Here is a 14483-nt window from a genome sequence, read left to right as displayed (position 1 = left end):
GGTTCCCTTTGCCCGGCTTGGAAAGAGATGGAATGACGATCACGCATCAGGATGAGCTGGAGGGGTTGCGCCGGATCGGCCGGATCGTCGCCAACACCATGCATGCCATGGCACGGGCGATGGAGCCGGGCATGACGACGGCGGAACTGGACGCAATCGGCGGGGCGTTGCTGGAGCGGGAAGGGGCGGTTTCCGCTCCGAAGGCGACCTATGAGTTTCCGGGCTTCACCTGCATCAGCGTGAACGAGGAAATCGCGCATGGCATACCGGGCGACCGCAGGCTGGCCTTGGGCGATCTTGTGAACATCGACGTGTCCGCATCGCGGGACGGGTTCTTTGCAGATACCGGCGCGACCTTCTGTCTGGGTCCGGTGTCGCGTCCGGTGCAGCGGCTTTGTGCCGATGGCAGGGCTGCCATGGCCGCGGGAATTGCCGAGGTGGGTCATGGCAAGCCCTTGGCGGGCATCGGGAATGCCATCGGGCGCTTTGCGCGGCTGCGCGGCTATACGTTGATCCGGAACCTTGCCAGCCATGGAGTCGGCAGGGCCTTGCACGAGGAGCCGGAGGAGATTCCGACATGGCCGACACGCGGCGATACGCGGCGGCTGCAGGATGGGCAGGTGCTGACCGTAGAGCCGTTCCTGTCGCGCGGAGGGCGCTGGGCTGTATCCGGCGGGCGGGACGACTGGACGCTGTTCAGCCGCCCCGAGGCGCCGGTGGTGCAGTATGAGCATACGGTCGTCACGACCCGGCAAAGGCCGATCATCGTCACCCTGCCGGGGTAAGTGCCCCCCTCGCCCGTGCCGGGCCGTCGAGGTGGAGGAGGTGGTCGAGCGACCATGCCCCCGGACCGCGCGCCACGAGGGCCAGCAGGGGCGCGGCCCAGAGGCCGTGGGTCATCCATGCGTCGGGATAGACGAAGATCTGGATGACGGCCGTCATCGCGATGAGGCCGAGCGCCGAAAGCCGCGTCAGGAAGCCGAGGATCAGCAGGGCGGGCAGCAGATGTTCGGCCAGCGTGGCCAACACGGCGGCGAGGTCGGAGGGGATGAGCGGCAGCGCGTATTCATGTTCGAAGAGGAACCATGTGGAGTCCTTGATCGCGAAACCCTCCACCTTGGTCTGGCCGGATTGCCAGAAGACGAGGGCGGGAAAGACCCGGAGCAGGAGGGCGACCGGGGCTTCGGGGATGCGGGCGAGCAGGGTGTTGAGCGCGGCGAGGGGGGGCATCGGTCACTCCGTGGCGTTGGTGATCGCGCCGGAGCGCATCAGCAGGACAAGCAGGGGCTGGGGGTCGTGGTCGGGCTGTGCGGCAAGCGCGGCTTCGGCGGCGGGGCCAAGGGGGTGGCCGGCAAGGAGCGCGTCGAGGAAGGTGGCGTCGCCGGGGGAAAGGGCGTGGACGGGGACCTGATAGGCGGCGTCGCGCAGGATCAGGGCGGTTTCGGGGCCGGTGGCGAGGGGCAGGCTCTCGCCGCCCGGTTGGTTGCGCGCCCAGATGGAGACGGCGGGATGGGACAGACGCAGCAGGGTGACGGAAGGGTGGAGCGTCAGGCGGAGGCGGTGGGGATCGGCGGTGGCCAGAGTGGCCGGGGAGATGGGCGCGGCATCGGCGGCATGGAAGGCCCGCCCGCGCGCGACCTCGATGCGCGCCACATCGGCCATGTAGGGATAGGCGGCGAGCGGGGGGAAGCCCGCGAGAAATGCGGCAAAGCCTTCGCCCCATTCGGCCAGAACCGGGGACCGGGGCGGTTCTGTCTCGGCATAGAGCCGGGCGAGGGGGGCGAAGAAGGCCTCGCCCACAAGGCGGCGGATGACGGGGAAGCGGGTGGCGAGCGCCTCGGTCAGGCTGACCGCGACGTTGTTGCGATAGACGGCGAAGCGGCGTTCGACCTCGGCCGGATCGCGGGCGATGAGGCCTGCGGGCAGGGGACCGCCGCGCAGGGCGGCGTCGAAGGTGGCGAGGAAGTCAGGATGCGCGAGCAAGGCGCGACCCTCCTTCTGCGAGGATGGCACCGGCGCGGGCGGCTTCGGCGGCGAGGAGGGGCCATGCGGGAAGGTCGTTGTCCCATTCCACGAGGGTGGGCAGGGGGCCAGCGATGGCGATGACCTCGGCATAGAGCGCCCAGACGGGATCGGCCACGGGCGCGCCGTGGCTGTCGATCAGGAGGGGGCCGGAGGGCAGGTCTTCGGCATCATGGCCGCCAAGGTGGATTTCCCCGGCCAGATGCAGGGGGAAGGCGGCGAGCCATTGGCGCGGATCGGTGCCGTGATTGGTGCAGGAGACGAAGACGTTGTTCACATCGAGCAGCAGGCCACAGCCGGTGCGGCGGGCGATTTCGGCAAGGAATTCCGTCTCGGGGATGGTGGATTGGGCGAAGCGCAGATAGGTGGCCGGATTTTCCAACAGCATCCGCCGCCCTAGGGCCGTTTGAACCTGATCGACATGGGTGCAGACAAGGGCCAGCGTTTCCTCGGTATAGGGCAGGGGGAGGAGGTCGTTCAGATACTCCGCCCCGTGGCTGGACCATGCCAGATGTTCCGAGAAGCTTTCGGGTTCATAGCGGTCGCAGAGGCGGCTGACACGGTCGAGATGCGCTGCATCCAGCCCTGTGTTGCCGCCGATGGAGAGGCCCACGCCGTGGATGGACAGCGGGTGATCGGCGCGCAGGGCGGCAAGCTGGGCATGGGGAAGGCCGCCCGCGCCGAGGTAGTTTTCGGCATGGACCTCGAAAAAGCCTATCCCGGCGGAATTGGCGCGGATGGCTGTGAAATGATCGGGCTTGAAGCCCACACCGGGCAGGGGCGGCAGCATGGCGGGGTCCTGTCGACTTGGGGGGAGGGGCGCGCGGTCACCCGCGCGCCGACAGTGGCCTCAGGCCTGCGGGACGTCGCGTTCCAGCGCCTCGAGCGAGCCGGAGCGGGCCATGCCGTCCTCGCCCGCGGGGAGTTCCATCGTGACACAGGTGCCGACGGGGACCAGTTTCCACGCATTGCCCTGATAGTCGACCTTCGAGGTTCCGGCGCAGGTGGTGCCGGGACCGGCGGCGCAGTCGTTCTGCCCGGCAAGCGCGACGCCGAAGCATTTTTCCATGTCTTCGGCCATGACGGGCGTCACGGCCATGGCGCCGAGGGCGCAGGCGAGGGAGGCACCGAGAACCAGACGGGAAGTGGTAGCAGTCATGTCAATCTCCATGTCGGACGGAAAGGCTGAACTGCCTTTCACGAGGCTCTTCGCAGGAGAGAGGCATGGCATTACACCGCTCGCGCCTTCGTGAAGCGGTGAAGCGATCGAGGGGGCGTCGGGGGGCTGCGGAAAGGCGGTGGGGGATCAGCGCAGGCTTTGCAGCAGGGCCTGCGAGGGTTGACCCGTGACGGGCAGGCCCTGCGCGGCCTGAAAGGCGCGGATGGCGGTTTCGGTGTTGCGGCCGATCACCCCGTCGGTTCCCTGCGTGTCGAAGCCGCGGGCGGTGAGGCGTTCCTGCAGGCGGATGCGGTCGGCCTTGGTCAGACCGTTGGCATCGGGGGGGAAGCTGCCGCGCAGGGGGCCTGCGCCTGCGATGCGGTCGGCCAGATGGCCCACGCCGATGGCATAGGCATCGGAGTTGTTGTAGCGCTTGATGACGCGGAAATTCGCGGTGGTGGCGAATTGCGGGCCGCCTGCCTGCGGTTGGATGACGGTGCCTGCCGGGGCGTTGCCGCCCACCTCGCCGCCCCAGCGCAGGCCGGGGGTCCAGCCGTTTCGTTGCAGATAGGCGGCGGCGGAGGCCAGTGCGTCGGTGGGATCGTCCGACCAGATGTCGCGCCGCCCGTCGCCCGTGTAATCGACGGCGAATTCCAGATAGGAGGTGGGCATGAACTGGGTATGGCCCATGGCTCCGGCCCAGCTTCCGGTCATGCGGGCCGCAGGGATGTCGCCATTCTGCAGGATGCGGAGCGCGGCGGTCAGTTGCTGTTCGAAGAAGGCCCCGCGGCGGCCATCGAAGGCGAGGGTGGAGGTGGCCGAGATCACCGAGATCTCGCCACGCCTTTCGCCGTAGAAGCTTTCCAGTCCCCAGATGGCGCAGATGATTTCGGCATCCACGCCATAGCGGGATTGCAGGTCGGCCAGAAGGGCGCGGTTGGCGGCAAAGGCGGCGCGGCCCTTGGCGACGCGTTCGTCGGAGACGGCGATGGAAAGGTAATCCTCGAGGCTGCGGGAGGTTTCGGTCTGGTTGCGGTCGCGGGTGACGACGCCGGGCAGGAAGCCCGCGGTGCGGAAGGCCGAGGAAAGGGTGGGTTGCGAGATGCCGCGTTCGGCGGCGCGGTCGCGGAAGGCGGCGACCCAGGCGTCATAGGCGGCGTTGGGCACGGGGCGCAGGTCATCCGGCAGCGGCTGCGGGCTGCTGCGCCCCACCATCGGCAGGCTGGGTGCGCAGGCGGAGAGGCCAAGGCCCATGAGGCCAAATCCGAAGGTGCGACGGTCGATCTGCACGGTTCTACTCACAAAGTGGAAATGCCAGTGATTGTGCCGTCCTTCCCCTGCATTCACAATAGGTTGACGACATCTAGCGAAAAAGGCGGCGGATGCCTGCCGGATGAAAGGGGCGGGCGGGTTGGAACCCGCCCGCCCCTTTGTGAAGACGTAGGGCGGGGGTAACCCCGCCCCGCCATCAGATCGCCTTGAGCAGCGCCTCGCCACCCGAGATTTCGCAGGTGCCGGGGCTTTCTTCCAGATGGAGCTGCTTGACCACGCCATCCTCGGCATAGAGCGCATAGCGTTTGGACCGCGCCAGAAGTCCGACCGGCGGTGCGTCGAAGGCGAGGCCCATCGCCTTGGTGAAGCTGCTGTCCGCGTCGGCCAGCATAGTGATGCCCGCGGTGGCGGCCCCGGTCGACTCGCCCCACGCCTTCATCACGAATGGGTCGTTGACCGAGACGCAGACGATCTCGTCCACGCCCTTGGCGGCGAAGCCATCCTTGGTGCGGATGAAGCTGGGCACATGGGCGGAGTGGCAGGTGGGGGTGAAAGCGCCCGGCACGGCGAAGATCACGACCTTGCGGCCCTTGGTCAGTGCCGAGATGGAAACCGATTCAGCCCCGCCATCGCCCATGCGGATCAGCGTGGCATCGGGCAGCGTCTGGCCTGCGGAAATCGTCATTCTTCGTCCCTCGTGTCGTTGCGTTTCACGTGACCGCAGATATAGGGTCCGGCCCGGGCTTCGGCCAGATGCAAACGGGGGGCGGGATATGGCGCATGTGGTGATCGTGGGGGCGGGGCAGGCCGGGGCGGCCTGTGCGGCGAAGCTGCGGGCGCTGGGGTTTGCCGGTCAGGTGACGATCATCGGCGAGGAATCCGCGCCGCCCTATCAGCGGCCGCCTTTGTCGAAGGCCTATCTGCTGGGCGAGATGGAGGAGGAGCGGCTGTGGCTGCGGTCGGCGGAATTCTATGCGGATCAAGGGATTAGCCTGCGGCTGGGGGCGAAGGTCGAAGGCATCGATACCGCTGCCCGGGTGGTGACGGTGGGGGGCGAGGCGGTCGGTTTTGACGAGCTGGTGCTGACCACCGGGTCGGTGCCGCGACGTCTGCCTGCGGCGGTGGGCGGTGATCTGGGCGGGGTCTACACGGTGCGGACACTGGCCGATGTGGATGCCATGCGGGGCGAGTTCGTCAGCGGTCGGCGGCTGGTGATCGTGGGGGGCGGCTATATCGGGCTGGAGGCGGCTGCGGTGGGGGCCAAGCTGGGGCTGGATGTGACGGTGCTGGAGATGGCGCCGCGCATCCTCCAGCGGGTGGCGGCGCCCGAGACGTCGGACTTCTTCCGCGCGCTGCACGGGGCGCATGGGGTGAAGATCCTTGAGTCCACGGGGCTTGAGCGGTTGCTGGGCGAAGGGCGGGTGACGGGTGTCCGCCTGCTGGACGGGCGGGATCTGCCCGCGGATTTCGTGATCGCGGGGGTGGGGATCGTGCCTGCGACGGGGTTGGCGGAAGCGGCGGGGATCGTGATCGACAACGGGATTGCCACGGATGAGATGGGCCGCACCTCGGCCCCGCATGTCTGGGCGGCGGGGGATTGCGCGTCTTTCCCGTGGAAGGGGGGGCGGCTGCGGCTGGAATCGGTGGGGAACGCCATCGACATGGCAGAGGCGGTGGCGGAAAATATCTTTGGCGCTGGAAGGGCTTATGAGGCCAAGCCTTGGTTCTGGTCGGATCAGTACGATTGCAAGTTGCAGATCGCGGGGCTGAATACGGGCTATGACCGCATCGTCACCCGCAAGGGCGAGGGGGAGGCGGTGTCCTTCTGGTATTATCGCGGGGCGGAGTTGCTGGCGGTGGATGCGATGAATGACAGCCGCGCCTACATGGTGGGCAAGCGCTTGATCGAGATGGGGAAATCCCCCGCGCCGGAGGTGGTGGGGGATGTGTCCGTCGAGTTGAAGGGTCTGCTCAAGGCATGAGGATCATCGGCGGCCAGTTTCGCGGGTTGCACCTTGCCCCCGTGGGCGAGGGGGATGCGAAGGCGCATCTGCGCCCGACGTCGGACCGCGTGCGGGAGTCGATCTTCAACCTGTTGATAAATGGCGGTTATGGCGATCCGATCACGGGCGCGCGGGTGCTGGACCTGTTCGCGGGGACCGGGGCTTTGGGGTTGGAGGCGCTGTCGCGGGGCGCGGCGCGGGTGGCTTTCGTCGATGACGGGGCGGCGGCGCGGGCGCTTTTGCGGCGGAACATCGAACTGACGCGGGCGATGGGGGTGACGGACGTCTGGCGCCGGGATGCGACGCGGATGGGGCCGAACCGGGGGGCGGGGTATTCGCTGGTTTTTCTGGACCCCCCGTATCGGATGGGGCTGGGGGAGAAGGCGCTGGCCTCCTGTGTCGAGGGGGGGTGGATTGCCCCCGATGCGTTGGTCGTCTGGGAGGAGGGGGTTGCGCCTATTGCGCCGCAAGGGTTTGAAATGCTTGACCAAAGGGCCTATGGCGATACGGTCGTGACGATCCTTAGGGCAGGGGAATGAGACCTGCCGCCGTGATCTTCGACTGTGACGGGGTGGTCGTGGACAGCGAGCATCCGACGCTGGTCATGGTGCGGGACGATCTGGAGAAGTACGGGCTTACGCTGACCATCGCGGACCTCGAGGCCGACTATATCGGCGGGACGGTGGAGACGGTGGCCGAGAAGGCGCGGGCCAATGGGGCGCGGTTGCCGGAGGATTGGGTCGGCGATTTCTACGAGCGGATGTATGCGATGCTGCGGGCATCGGTGCCGCTGATCCCCGGCATCGTGGGCGTGCTGGATGCGCTTGATTTCGCTGGGATTCCCTATGCGATGGGGTCGAACGGGACGCCGGAGAAGATGGAGATCACGCTGGGTCAGCACGGGTTGATCAGGCGGTTCCGGGGGCATTTGTATTCCGGTCAGGCGCTGGGGCGGCCCAAGCCCGCGCCTGACCTGTACCTGCATGCGGCGGGGCAGTTGGGGGTTGCGCCGGGCGCTTGCGTGGTGATCGAGGACAGCGCGGCGGGGGCGCGGGCGGCGCGGTTGGCGGGGATGCGCTGTTTTGGCTATGCGCCGAAAGGTGTGCATGCGGCTTTGGCGGCCGAGGGGGCGATCCTGTTTAACGACATGGCGGAATTGCCTGCGCTGCTGGGGGTTTAGCGGGAAACGACCGTGCCGGACCCTGTGCCGCAAACTGTGCCGCAAAGTGTTCATACAAATCCGGGCAGGTTCGCGGGCGGAATCGTGGTTAAGGGTGCGTGGGCGCACAGGGTTGCGCCGGGGCTTTCTGCCGGGGGCGAAATCTGACGCAGATTTCGCGACGATTTCTGCACGCAGAAATCGGGTCCGGGCGTGACGGTGGGGGGCCGGAATTTGCGTCAAATTCCGGCGCGGTTTGTGCGTCACAAACCGCCTCAGCCGCCGCCGATAAGAGCCCCTGCGGCGAAGACGAGGGCACCGCCGAGGACCACCTGCAGCGCCGCGCGGAGGAACGGTGTTTCCATGAAACGGTTCTGGATCCATGCGATGGCCCAGAGTTCGACGAAGACCACGAGGACGGCGATGGTGGTCGCCGTCCAGAAATCGGGGATGAGATAGGGCAGGGCATGGCCCATGCCGCCCAGCGTCGTCATCACGCCGGAGGCGAGGCCGCGCTTCCACGGGCTGCCGCGCCCGGACAGGACGCCGTCGTCATGGGCGGCCTCGGTGAAGCCCATGGAGATGCCTGCGCCGACGGAGGCGGCGGTGCCGACGAGGAAGGTGGTCCATGTATCCTGCGTGGCGAAGGCGGTGGCGAAGATGGGGGCGAGGGTGGAGACGGAACCATCCATCAGCCCCGCAAGCCCCGGCTGCACCCAAGTGAGGATAAACTGGCGGCGGGCGGTGAAATCCTCTTCGGATTTCGCCTCGTCCGTGAGGTGCTGGTCGGTCAGATCGGCGGCCTTGCGTTCATGGCCGGCCTCGGCGGCGGCGAGATCGCCAAGAAGTTTGCGCGTGGCGGCATCGGTCGTGGATTGCGCGGCGCGGGTGTAGAATCGGTGCGCCTCTTGTTCCATCGCGGCGGCCTCGCCCCGGATGGTGTCGAGCGGGAGGTTCTGGGTGAGCCAGACGGGTTTGCGGGCATAGTGGCCTGCCACATGCTCGCGCCGGATCAGGGGGATCACATCGCCGAAGCGGGTGCGGTGAAGGTCGATCAGGCGCTGGCGGTGCTGGTCTTCCTCGGCGGCCATGCCGTCGAAGATGGCGGCGGAGGAGGGGAATTCGCCGCGCAGCCTTTCGGCATAGGAGCGGTAGATGCGGGCATCGTCTTCCTCGGATGAGATGGCGAGGGCGAGGATTTCCTGTTCCGACAGATCGGAGAAGCGGCGGCGGGTGGTGAGGCCGGGGATCATGGGGTAACTCGGATAATTTGGAATGATTCTAAGTTAGAGGATGGGTGCGTGGGTGCAAGCGCAAAAAACAAACGAAACAGTTTAGTTCCGTCTTGAAATGTGTTCGGAATAAGGCCATATGGAGAAAGTGAACGAAACGGTTCATTTTGGAGTGACGATGATGAAACGGATGCTTCCCCTTGCCCTGATCCTTTCGGTCCTTGCCGGGCCGAGCCTTGCCGGCGGTTTCGCCTTTGACCTGCCCGTGCTGACATGGCCGAGCGATGACGGCGCGGCGACGCTGGGCAGCAAGGGCGGCAAGCCCTGAGCGGTGACGGGCGGGGTGGTCAGTCGATCGGGCGGATCAGCTTGCGTTCCAGCACCTTGAGGACGGCGGCGAGGTCATGGCCGCGCCGCAGCACCTGCCCGTCCATGGCGACAACGGCATACATGCCCTGACGGGCGCGGAGTTTCGGGCGTTTCTCGATGCGGTAGAGCGGGTGTTCCGCCGTGCGCCGGAAGATCGAGAAGACGGCGAGGTCGCGCAGGGAGGAAATGCCGTAGTCGCGCCATTCCCCCATGGCGACCATCCGCCCGTAGAGGGCCAGAATCACCGACAGTTCACGCCGGTCGAAACTGACCTGTTCCTGCAGGCGGGTGGAGAGGGGGAAAGGGGTCGGTGGCTGGACCGTCATCAGGTCATGATTACGCCCTTGGGCCAGCAAATCAAGCCTTTGGCGGGTCTGCCGTGGCGAGGCCTGAAGGATGGCCTTGGCGCTGCCGCGAAGACTCCGCAGGAATACCGCGAAACGATCCGAATTCCGCCGCGATCCGCCGTCAAAAGGGTTTCCAGACGACGGACCGGGGTCGGTTTCACAGCCCCCACCAAGCGTCGACCTCGGTCGGTCCGTCGAAATCGGAGGCCCCCGTCAAGCGCGACGGGGGTCTTTCGTTTTGCGGGCCTCGCGCGTGGCGGTCAGGGGAAGGCGGCGGCGGCGCGGATGTCGCCGGTTTCGAAGCCGCGCCAGTTCTTCTGGATGGCGTTGAGGCGTTTCTTCGTGGCCGGGTGGTCGGGGTCCAGCGCGCCGAGTTTCACGAGGAGGGCGGCGATGGCGCCCTCGGCGCCGCGGGTGCCACCATCGGTGATCTTGAGCGCGATGCCGCGTTTCTGTTCGGGCAGGATGGCGATGAACACGGCCTCGGCCCCGGTCTTGATGGCGACGCGGCCGCCCATGGCGCGCATGAGTTCCGTGCAGGCGCGGCCTTCGCCGGCGACCATTTCCGGGTATTGGCCCATGGCGCGGGTCATGCGGTGCATGGCGCGGTCGCGGGCATCGCCGGTGCCTGTGGCGGCGGCGAAGCGGGCCATGGCGCGGGCGAGGCCGTGGACGGAGGTTGCGAAGTTGGGGGCGGAGCAGCCGTCGATGCCGTAGCCGGGGGAGGTTTCGCCCGTCACCTCCTCGAATGCCTGCTTGGCGGCCTGCTGGACGGGGTGGTCGACCTCGACATAATCCGCATGGCCCTTGAGGTGGCGGTTGAGGGTGAGGAAGCCCGCATGTTTGCCCGAGCAGTTGTTGTGGCACTGGCAGGGTTTTTCATCCGCGCGGATCAGGCGGTTGCGTTCGGCGGTGTCGTAGGGTTCATGCGCGCCGCAGCGCAGGTCATCGTCGGAGAGGCCCAGATCGGCAAGCCAGCGGGTGACGGCCTCGGTATGGATGGCCGCGCCCTGATGCGAGGCGCAGGCGAGCGCGACCTGCCGGTCGGTGAGGCCATGGGCATCGGCGGCGCCGGATTCGAGCAGCGGCAGGGCCTGGATCATCTTGCAGGAGGAGCGGGGATAGATGATCGCCGTGGGGTCGCCCCAGCTTTCGACGATCTCGCCTGCCTCGTCGCAGATCACGGCATGGCCGAGATGCGTGCTTTCGAGGCGGCCGCCGCGCCAGAGTTCGATCATCGGGACGGGTGCGCCCATCATACCCTCCATCAAGCGTCACAGATGCGCGATTTTCTGCCCAAGGGGCTTTCGCGGATTGGTGTTTTGCGATTAGAAGGCATTATCGAGTTGGCGAGGTCCGCGCCACAGGAAAAGGCCAAGTCTGCCGGAGGAACGGCGGCAAGGGCGGTGGGCGGACGAGAGGCAAATGCGGAGGCCTGACCCCATGACCACCCTGATCGGCCGCGTCCTTGGCGCAGCGATGCTGACGACCATGCTCCACGGCGGCGCGGCGATGGCGCAGGAATCGAGCAACCGCGTGGCGGTGACCTCGGACTGGAACGTGTTCGCGGAAGAGAGCCCGAAGGAATGCTGGGGCGTGACTGTCCCGAAGGAGACGGTGAACACCCGCGACGGGCAGCCGGTTTCGGTGCGGCGGGGGGATATCCTGCTGTTCGTGACCTTCCGCCCCGGCACGACGGGCGAGATTTCCTTTACCGGCGGCTATCCCTTCGCAAACGGGTCGACCGTGACGGTGGATGTGGACGGGCAGTCCTATGACCTGTTCACCGATGGCGAATGGGCATGGCCCGCGACGCCGGATGCGGATGCGCAATTGCTGGCGGCGATGAAGGCCGGGTCGACGGCTGTGGTTTCGGCGCGGTCGGACCGGGGCACACAGACGCGCGATACGTTCAGCCTGCGGGGCTTTACCGCCGCGATGACGGAGGCCGAGGCGCGCTGCAAGTAAGCGGGGCGTTGCAGGCAGGAGGATGGCCCCCGTTTCGGGGGCCTTTTCGTTTCAACCGGGGCGCAGGAGGCGGGCAAGGATGCGCGCGTCATGGTCCAGACCGCCCCGGAAGATGGCGAGGAGGCGGATGATCTGGCGGTCTTCGTTCGGGTCAAAGTGGAAAATCGCGCGGTCTTTGGTAACGCGACGGATGCCGGGGCCGAGTTCGGGGCGGCGGGCGATTTGATAGGGCGCGTTTGAGGCGTGGCGGGTGGCTTTCGTTTTTCGGGCGAATCCCCTATATCAACGCCTCCCCGGCCTTTCTGGACAAAGACCCATGACCGCAAATGCGCCCATCACGCAGGACGTTCTGACCATTCCGCGCAAGCTGCCGGAAGGGGGGCGGACGAATATCGTCGGCCTGACGCGCGAGCAGTTGCGCGAGGCGCTGATCGCGGCGGGGACGCCGGAACGCCAAGCCAAGATGCGGCTGGGGCAGATCTGGCAGTGGGTCTATCACTTCGGCATCCGCGATTTCGGGGCGATGACCAATCTGGCGAAGGATTACCGGGCGCTGCTGGCCGAGCATTTCGTGATCGAGGTGCCGGAGGTGGTGTCGCGGCAGGTCTCGGCCGATGGCACGCGGAAGTATCTGGTGCGGATCGCGGGCGGGCATGAGGTCGAGACGGTCTACATCCCGGAGGAGAACCGGGGGACCTTGTGCATTTCCTCTCAGGTCGGGTGCACGCTGACCTGTTCCTTCTGCCATACCGGGACGCAGAAGCTGGTGCGGAACCTGACGGCGGGCGAGATCGTCGGGCAGGTGATGCTGGCGCGGGACGATCTGGGGGAATGGCCCGTTCCGGGCGAGCCGAAGGACGAGACGCGGCTGGTGTCGAATGTCGTGCTGATGGGCATGGGCGAGCCGCTCTACAATTTCGAGAATGTGCGGGACGCGATGCGGGTCGTGATGGATGGCGAGGGGCTGAGCCTGTCGCGTCGGCGGATCACGCTGTCCACCTCCGGCATCGTGCCGGAGATCGCGCGGACGGCGGAGGAGATCGGCTGTCTGCTTGCGGTGTCGTTCCACGCGACCACGGACGAGGTGCGGGATCGGCTGGTTCCGGTGAACAAGAAGTGGAACATCGAGACGCTGCTGAATGCGCTGCGCGATTATCCGCGGCTGTCGAATTCCGAGCGGATCACGTTTGAATACGTGATGCTGAAGGACGTGAATGACAGTGATGCGGATGCGCGGCGGCTGGTGAAGCTGATTGCGGGGATTCCGGCGAAGATCAACCTGATCCCCTTCAACGAATGGCCCGGCGCGCCCTATGAGCGGTCGGACTGGGAGCGGATCGAGGCATTCGCCGACATCATCTACAAGGCGGGCTATGCCAGCCCGATCCGCACGCCGCGCGGCGAGGATATCATGGCGGCCTGCGGGCAGTTGAAATCGGCCACCGAGCGGGCGCGCAAGAGCCGTGCGGAGATCGCGGCGGAGGCGGGGATTTCCGGCTGATCGCCTGAGACGCGGTCAGGCGGCGGTTTTCGCGGGGGCGGGTTCCGGCGCGGCAGGGTCGGCCGGGGTGTCCTTGCGGTGCTGTGCGCTCCACCTGTCGAGAAGTGCGAACATCACCGGATTGGCGAGGATGGACAGCAGCGCGCCAGCGACGATCAGGTCCTTCGCCTCGGGCGGCAGGATGGCGAGTTTCGTGCCCATCACCGCGAGGATGAAGGAGAATTCGCCGATCTGGGCAAGGCTGGTGGCGATGGTCAGGGCGGTCTCCCTCTCATGCCCGAAGGTGCGGACGATGCCATAGGCGGCAAGGGATTTGACCACGAGGATGATGAGGACCGTGCCGATCAGGGCCAGCGGTTCGGAAAGCACGATCATCGGGTTGAAGAGCATGCCGACCGACACGAAGAACAGCACGGCGAAGGCGTCGCGCAGGGGCATGGTTTCGCGCATCGCCTGTTGCGACAGGGTGGAGGTGGCCATGACCATGCCCGCGAAGAAGGCCCCCAGCGCGAAGGAAACGCCGAAGATCTGCGTCGAGCCATAGGCCACGCCAAGCGCGATGGCGAGGACGGCGAGGCGGAAGAGTTCGCGGCTGCCGGTATGGGCGACGTAATGGAGGATCCACGGGATCACCTTGCGGCCGACGATCAGCATGAGCGCGACGAAGGCCGCGAATTTCGCCATGGTCACGGCGAGGGTGGCGGTGACGGGGCCGAAGCCGAGGCGGATCACCTCCTGCTCGGCCTCGCCGTCGACGGGTTGAGCGAGGCCACCGAGCAGGCCGGCCAGCGGCGGGATGAGGACGAGGCAGAGGACCATCACCACATCCTCGACGATCAGCCAGCCCACCGCGATGCGGCCACGGTCGGAGGTAACGAGGTTGCGGTCCTGCAGCGCGCGCAGCAGGACCACGGTGGAGGCGACCGAGAGGGAGAGGCCGAAGATCAGGCCCGCGCCGATGGACCAGCCCATCAGGAGCGCCAGCGCCAGACCCGCCGCCGTGGCGACGAGGATCTGGCCCACCGCGCCGGGGATGGCGATGTTCTTCACCGACAGCAGGTCCTTGAGCGAGAAGTGCAGCCCCACGCCGAACATCAGGAGGATCACGCCCAGTTCCGCAAGTTCCGTCGCAAGCTCCTGATTGGCCACATAGCCCGGTGTGAAGGGGCCGATGACGATGCCCGCCAGAAGATAGCCCGCGATCATCGGCAGTTTCAGCCGATGCGCCAGAAGGCCCAGCACGAAGGCGAGCGAGAGGCCTATGACGATGGTGGCGATCAGGGGCGTGTCGTGGGGCATCGGGTCCTTTTCGGCTGTTCATGGCGGTAAAGCGCCGCCTGCGGGGATGCGGGCGGGGCCCCTTGGCGTGCTGCGTGGGATCGCATCGATACTATGCATCTGAAATCACGATTCAACCGAAGGGTTTTTGCGTGTGGTCACGTTTGGGGGCG

General features: G+C 66.8%; 18 protein-coding genes. 8 read left to right on the top strand and 10 right to left on the bottom strand.

Annotated elements, in window-relative coordinates; translation table 11 throughout:
• The first annotated feature begins 32 nt into the window (after positions 1-32).
• Positions 33-785, top strand: coding sequence for a type I methionyl aminopeptidase (gene map, locus TabM4_RS17095; RefSeq protein WP_434615100.1), 753 nt, complete (start codon positions 33-35; stop codon positions 783-785).
• On the opposite strand, the gene TabM4_RS17090 is transcribed toward map, so the two are convergent.
• The 6 genes from TabM4_RS17090 to TabM4_RS17065 form a co-directional block, all read right to left on the bottom strand.
• A complete protein-coding gene (locus TabM4_RS17090) occupies positions 769-1230 on the bottom strand; it encodes a DoxX family protein (protein ID WP_434615097.1) in 462 nt (153 codons plus the stop codon). The genes map and TabM4_RS17090 overlap by 17 nt on opposite strands.
• A 3-nt stretch (positions 1231-1233) precedes the next feature.
• On the bottom strand, positions 1234-1983 hold the full coding sequence (locus TabM4_RS17085) for an HvfC/BufC N-terminal domain-containing protein (protein WP_434615094.1): 750 nt from the start codon (positions 1981-1983) through the stop codon (positions 1234-1236).
• Positions 1967-2812 carry an MNIO family bufferin maturase gene (gene bufB / locus TabM4_RS17080; protein WP_434615091.1) on the bottom strand — a complete coding sequence of 282 codons (846 nt, stop codon included), beginning with the start codon at positions 2810-2812 and terminating at the stop codon, positions 1967-1969. The genes TabM4_RS17085 and bufB overlap by 17 nt, the downstream gene beginning before the upstream one ends.
• A gap of 60 nt (positions 2813-2872) precedes the next feature.
• A complete protein-coding gene (locus tag TabM4_RS17075) occupies positions 2873-3181 on the bottom strand; it encodes a BufA1 family periplasmic bufferin-type metallophore (RefSeq protein WP_434615088.1) in 309 nt (102 codons plus the stop codon).
• A 147-nt stretch (positions 3182-3328) separates the two neighbouring features.
• On the bottom strand, positions 3329-4471 hold the full coding sequence (locus TabM4_RS17070; RefSeq protein WP_434615085.1) for a lytic murein transglycosylase: 1143 nt from the start codon (positions 4469-4471) through the stop codon (positions 3329-3331).
• Positions 4472-4649: 178 nt separating this feature from the next.
• On the bottom strand, positions 4650-5138 hold the full coding sequence (locus TabM4_RS17065) for a peroxiredoxin (protein WP_434615082.1): 489 nt from the start codon (positions 5136-5138) through the stop codon (positions 4650-4652).
• Between the two features lie 88 nt (positions 5139-5226).
• Between TabM4_RS17065 and TabM4_RS17060 the strand changes: the two genes are divergently transcribed.
• Genes TabM4_RS17060 through TabM4_RS17050 form a run of 3 tightly spaced genes read left to right on the top strand, consistent with a single transcriptional unit; the run spans position 5227 to position 7636 of the window.
• The gene (locus TabM4_RS17060) at positions 5227-6435 is read left to right on the top strand and encodes an NAD(P)/FAD-dependent oxidoreductase (protein WP_434615079.1); all 1209 of its coding nucleotides are present in this window, start codon (positions 5227-5229) and stop codon (positions 6433-6435) included.
• On the top strand, positions 6432-6995 hold the full coding sequence (gene rsmD / locus TabM4_RS17055) for a 16S rRNA (guanine(966)-N(2))-methyltransferase RsmD (RefSeq protein WP_434615076.1): 564 nt from the start codon (positions 6432-6434) through the stop codon (positions 6993-6995). Before TabM4_RS17060 ends, rsmD begins: the two co-directional genes overlap by 4 nt.
• Positions 6992-7636 carry an HAD family hydrolase gene (locus tag TabM4_RS17050; protein WP_434615074.1) on the top strand — a complete coding sequence of 215 codons (645 nt, stop codon included), beginning with the start codon at positions 6992-6994 and terminating at the stop codon, positions 7634-7636. Before rsmD ends, TabM4_RS17050 begins: the two co-directional genes overlap by 4 nt.
• Positions 7637-7890: 254 nt before the next feature.
• Here TabM4_RS17050 and mbfA read toward each other — a convergent pair whose 3' ends face one another.
• Positions 7891-8868, bottom strand: coding sequence for an iron exporter MbfA (mbfA, locus tag TabM4_RS17045; RefSeq protein WP_434615071.1), 978 nt, complete (start codon positions 8866-8868; stop codon positions 7891-7893).
• Between the two features lie 157 nt (positions 8869-9025).
• Here mbfA and TabM4_RS17040 point away from each other — a divergent pair, with 157 nt between their 5' ends.
• Positions 9026-9175, top strand: a complete 150-nt coding sequence (locus TabM4_RS17040; protein ID WP_434615068.1) for a hypothetical protein — start codon at positions 9026-9028, stop codon at positions 9173-9175.
• 19 nt (positions 9176-9194) lie between these two features.
• Here the strand turns inward: TabM4_RS17040 and TabM4_RS17035 are convergent, their stop codons facing one another.
• Both TabM4_RS17035 and TabM4_RS17030 read right to left on the bottom strand, forming a co-directional pair.
• A complete protein-coding gene (locus TabM4_RS17035) occupies positions 9195-9542 on the bottom strand; it encodes a DUF2794 domain-containing protein (protein WP_434615065.1) in 348 nt (115 codons plus the stop codon).
• Between the two features lie 281 nt (positions 9543-9823).
• Complete coding sequence (locus TabM4_RS17030) at positions 9824-10819, bottom strand: asparaginase (protein ID WP_434622137.1); 996 nt, start codon at positions 10817-10819, stop codon at positions 9824-9826.
• 187 nt (positions 10820-11006) lie between these two features.
• Here TabM4_RS17030 and TabM4_RS17025 point away from each other — a divergent pair, with 187 nt between their 5' ends.
• The 3 genes from TabM4_RS17025 to rlmN all read left to right on the top strand — a co-directional run bounded on the left by TabM4_RS17025 (position 11007) and on the right by rlmN (position 13032).
• Complete coding sequence (locus TabM4_RS17025) at positions 11007-11531, top strand: invasion associated locus B family protein (protein WP_434615063.1); 525 nt, start codon at positions 11007-11009, stop codon at positions 11529-11531.
• 90 nt (positions 11532-11621) lie between these two features.
• The gene (locus TabM4_RS17020) at positions 11622-11771 is read left to right on the top strand and encodes a hypothetical protein (protein WP_434615060.1); all 150 of its coding nucleotides are present in this window, start codon (positions 11622-11624) and stop codon (positions 11769-11771) included.
• Positions 11772-11847: 76 nt separating this feature from the next.
• The gene (gene rlmN / locus TabM4_RS17015; RefSeq protein WP_434615057.1) at positions 11848-13032 is read left to right on the top strand and encodes a 23S rRNA (adenine(2503)-C(2))-methyltransferase RlmN; all 1185 of its coding nucleotides are present in this window, start codon (positions 11848-11850) and stop codon (positions 13030-13032) included.
• Between the two features lie 15 nt (positions 13033-13047).
• Here the strand turns inward: rlmN and TabM4_RS17010 are convergent, their stop codons facing one another.
• Positions 13048-14331 carry a cation:proton antiporter domain-containing protein gene (locus TabM4_RS17010; RefSeq protein ID WP_434615054.1) on the bottom strand — a complete coding sequence of 428 codons (1284 nt, stop codon included), beginning with the start codon at positions 14329-14331 and terminating at the stop codon, positions 13048-13050.
• Positions 14332-14483: the final 152 nt, after the last annotated feature.

This window comes from Tabrizicola sp. M-4, assembly GCF_051132405.1.
In the GTDB taxonomy this organism is placed as follows: Bacteria; Pseudomonadota; Alphaproteobacteria; order Rhodobacterales; family Rhodobacteraceae; genus Paragemmobacter.
This window is presented reverse-complemented; position numbering and strand designations above follow the sequence as displayed.

Bases quoted from the DNA above. Each gene is read 5' to 3' on its own strand.
- TabM4_RS17050 (WP_434615074.1), top strand. From the start codon at position 6,992: ATGAGACCTGCCGCCGTGATCTTCGACTGTGACGGGGTGGTCGTGGAC.
- TabM4_RS17075 (WP_434615088.1), bottom strand. From the start codon at position 3,181: ATGACTGCTACCACTTCCCGTCTGGTTCTCGGTGCCTCCCTCGCCTGC.
- rsmD (WP_434615076.1), top strand. From the start codon at position 6,432: ATGAGGATCATCGGCGGCCAGTTTCGCGGGTTGCACCTTGCCCCCGTG.
- TabM4_RS17090 (WP_434615097.1), bottom strand. From the start codon at position 1,230: ATGCCCCCCCTCGCCGCGCTCAACACCCTGCTCGCCCGCATCCCCGAA.
- TabM4_RS17010 (WP_434615054.1), bottom strand. From the start codon at position 14,331: ATGCCCCACGACACGCCCCTGATCGCCACCATCGTCATAGGCCTCTCG.
- TabM4_RS17065 (WP_434615082.1), bottom strand. From the start codon at position 5,138: ATGACGATTTCCGCAGGCCAGACGCTGCCCGATGCCACGCTGATCCGC.
- mbfA (WP_434615071.1), bottom strand. From the start codon at position 8,868: ATGATCCCCGGCCTCACCACCCGCCGCCGCTTCTCCGATCTGTCGGAA.
- TabM4_RS17030 (WP_434622137.1), bottom strand. From the start codon at position 10,819: ATGGGCGCACCCGTCCCGATGATCGAACTCTGGCGCGGCGGCCGCCTC.
- TabM4_RS17025 (WP_434615063.1), top strand. From the start codon at position 11,007: ATGACCACCCTGATCGGCCGCGTCCTTGGCGCAGCGATGCTGACGACC.
- TabM4_RS17040 (WP_434615068.1), top strand. From the start codon at position 9,026: ATGATGAAACGGATGCTTCCCCTTGCCCTGATCCTTTCGGTCCTTGCC.
- TabM4_RS17060 (WP_434615079.1), top strand. From the start codon at position 5,227: ATGGCGCATGTGGTGATCGTGGGGGCGGGGCAGGCCGGGGCGGCCTGT.
- TabM4_RS17035 (WP_434615065.1), bottom strand. From the start codon at position 9,542: ATGACGGTCCAGCCACCGACCCCTTTCCCCCTCTCCACCCGCCTGCAG.
- map (WP_434615100.1), top strand. From the start codon at position 33: ATGACGATCACGCATCAGGATGAGCTGGAGGGGTTGCGCCGGATCGGC.
- rlmN (WP_434615057.1), top strand. From the start codon at position 11,848: ATGACCGCAAATGCGCCCATCACGCAGGACGTTCTGACCATTCCGCGC.
- bufB (WP_434615091.1), bottom strand. From the start codon at position 2,812: ATGCTGCCGCCCCTGCCCGGTGTGGGCTTCAAGCCCGATCATTTCACA.
- TabM4_RS17020 (WP_434615060.1), top strand. From the start codon at position 11,622: ATGGTCCAGACCGCCCCGGAAGATGGCGAGGAGGCGGATGATCTGGCG.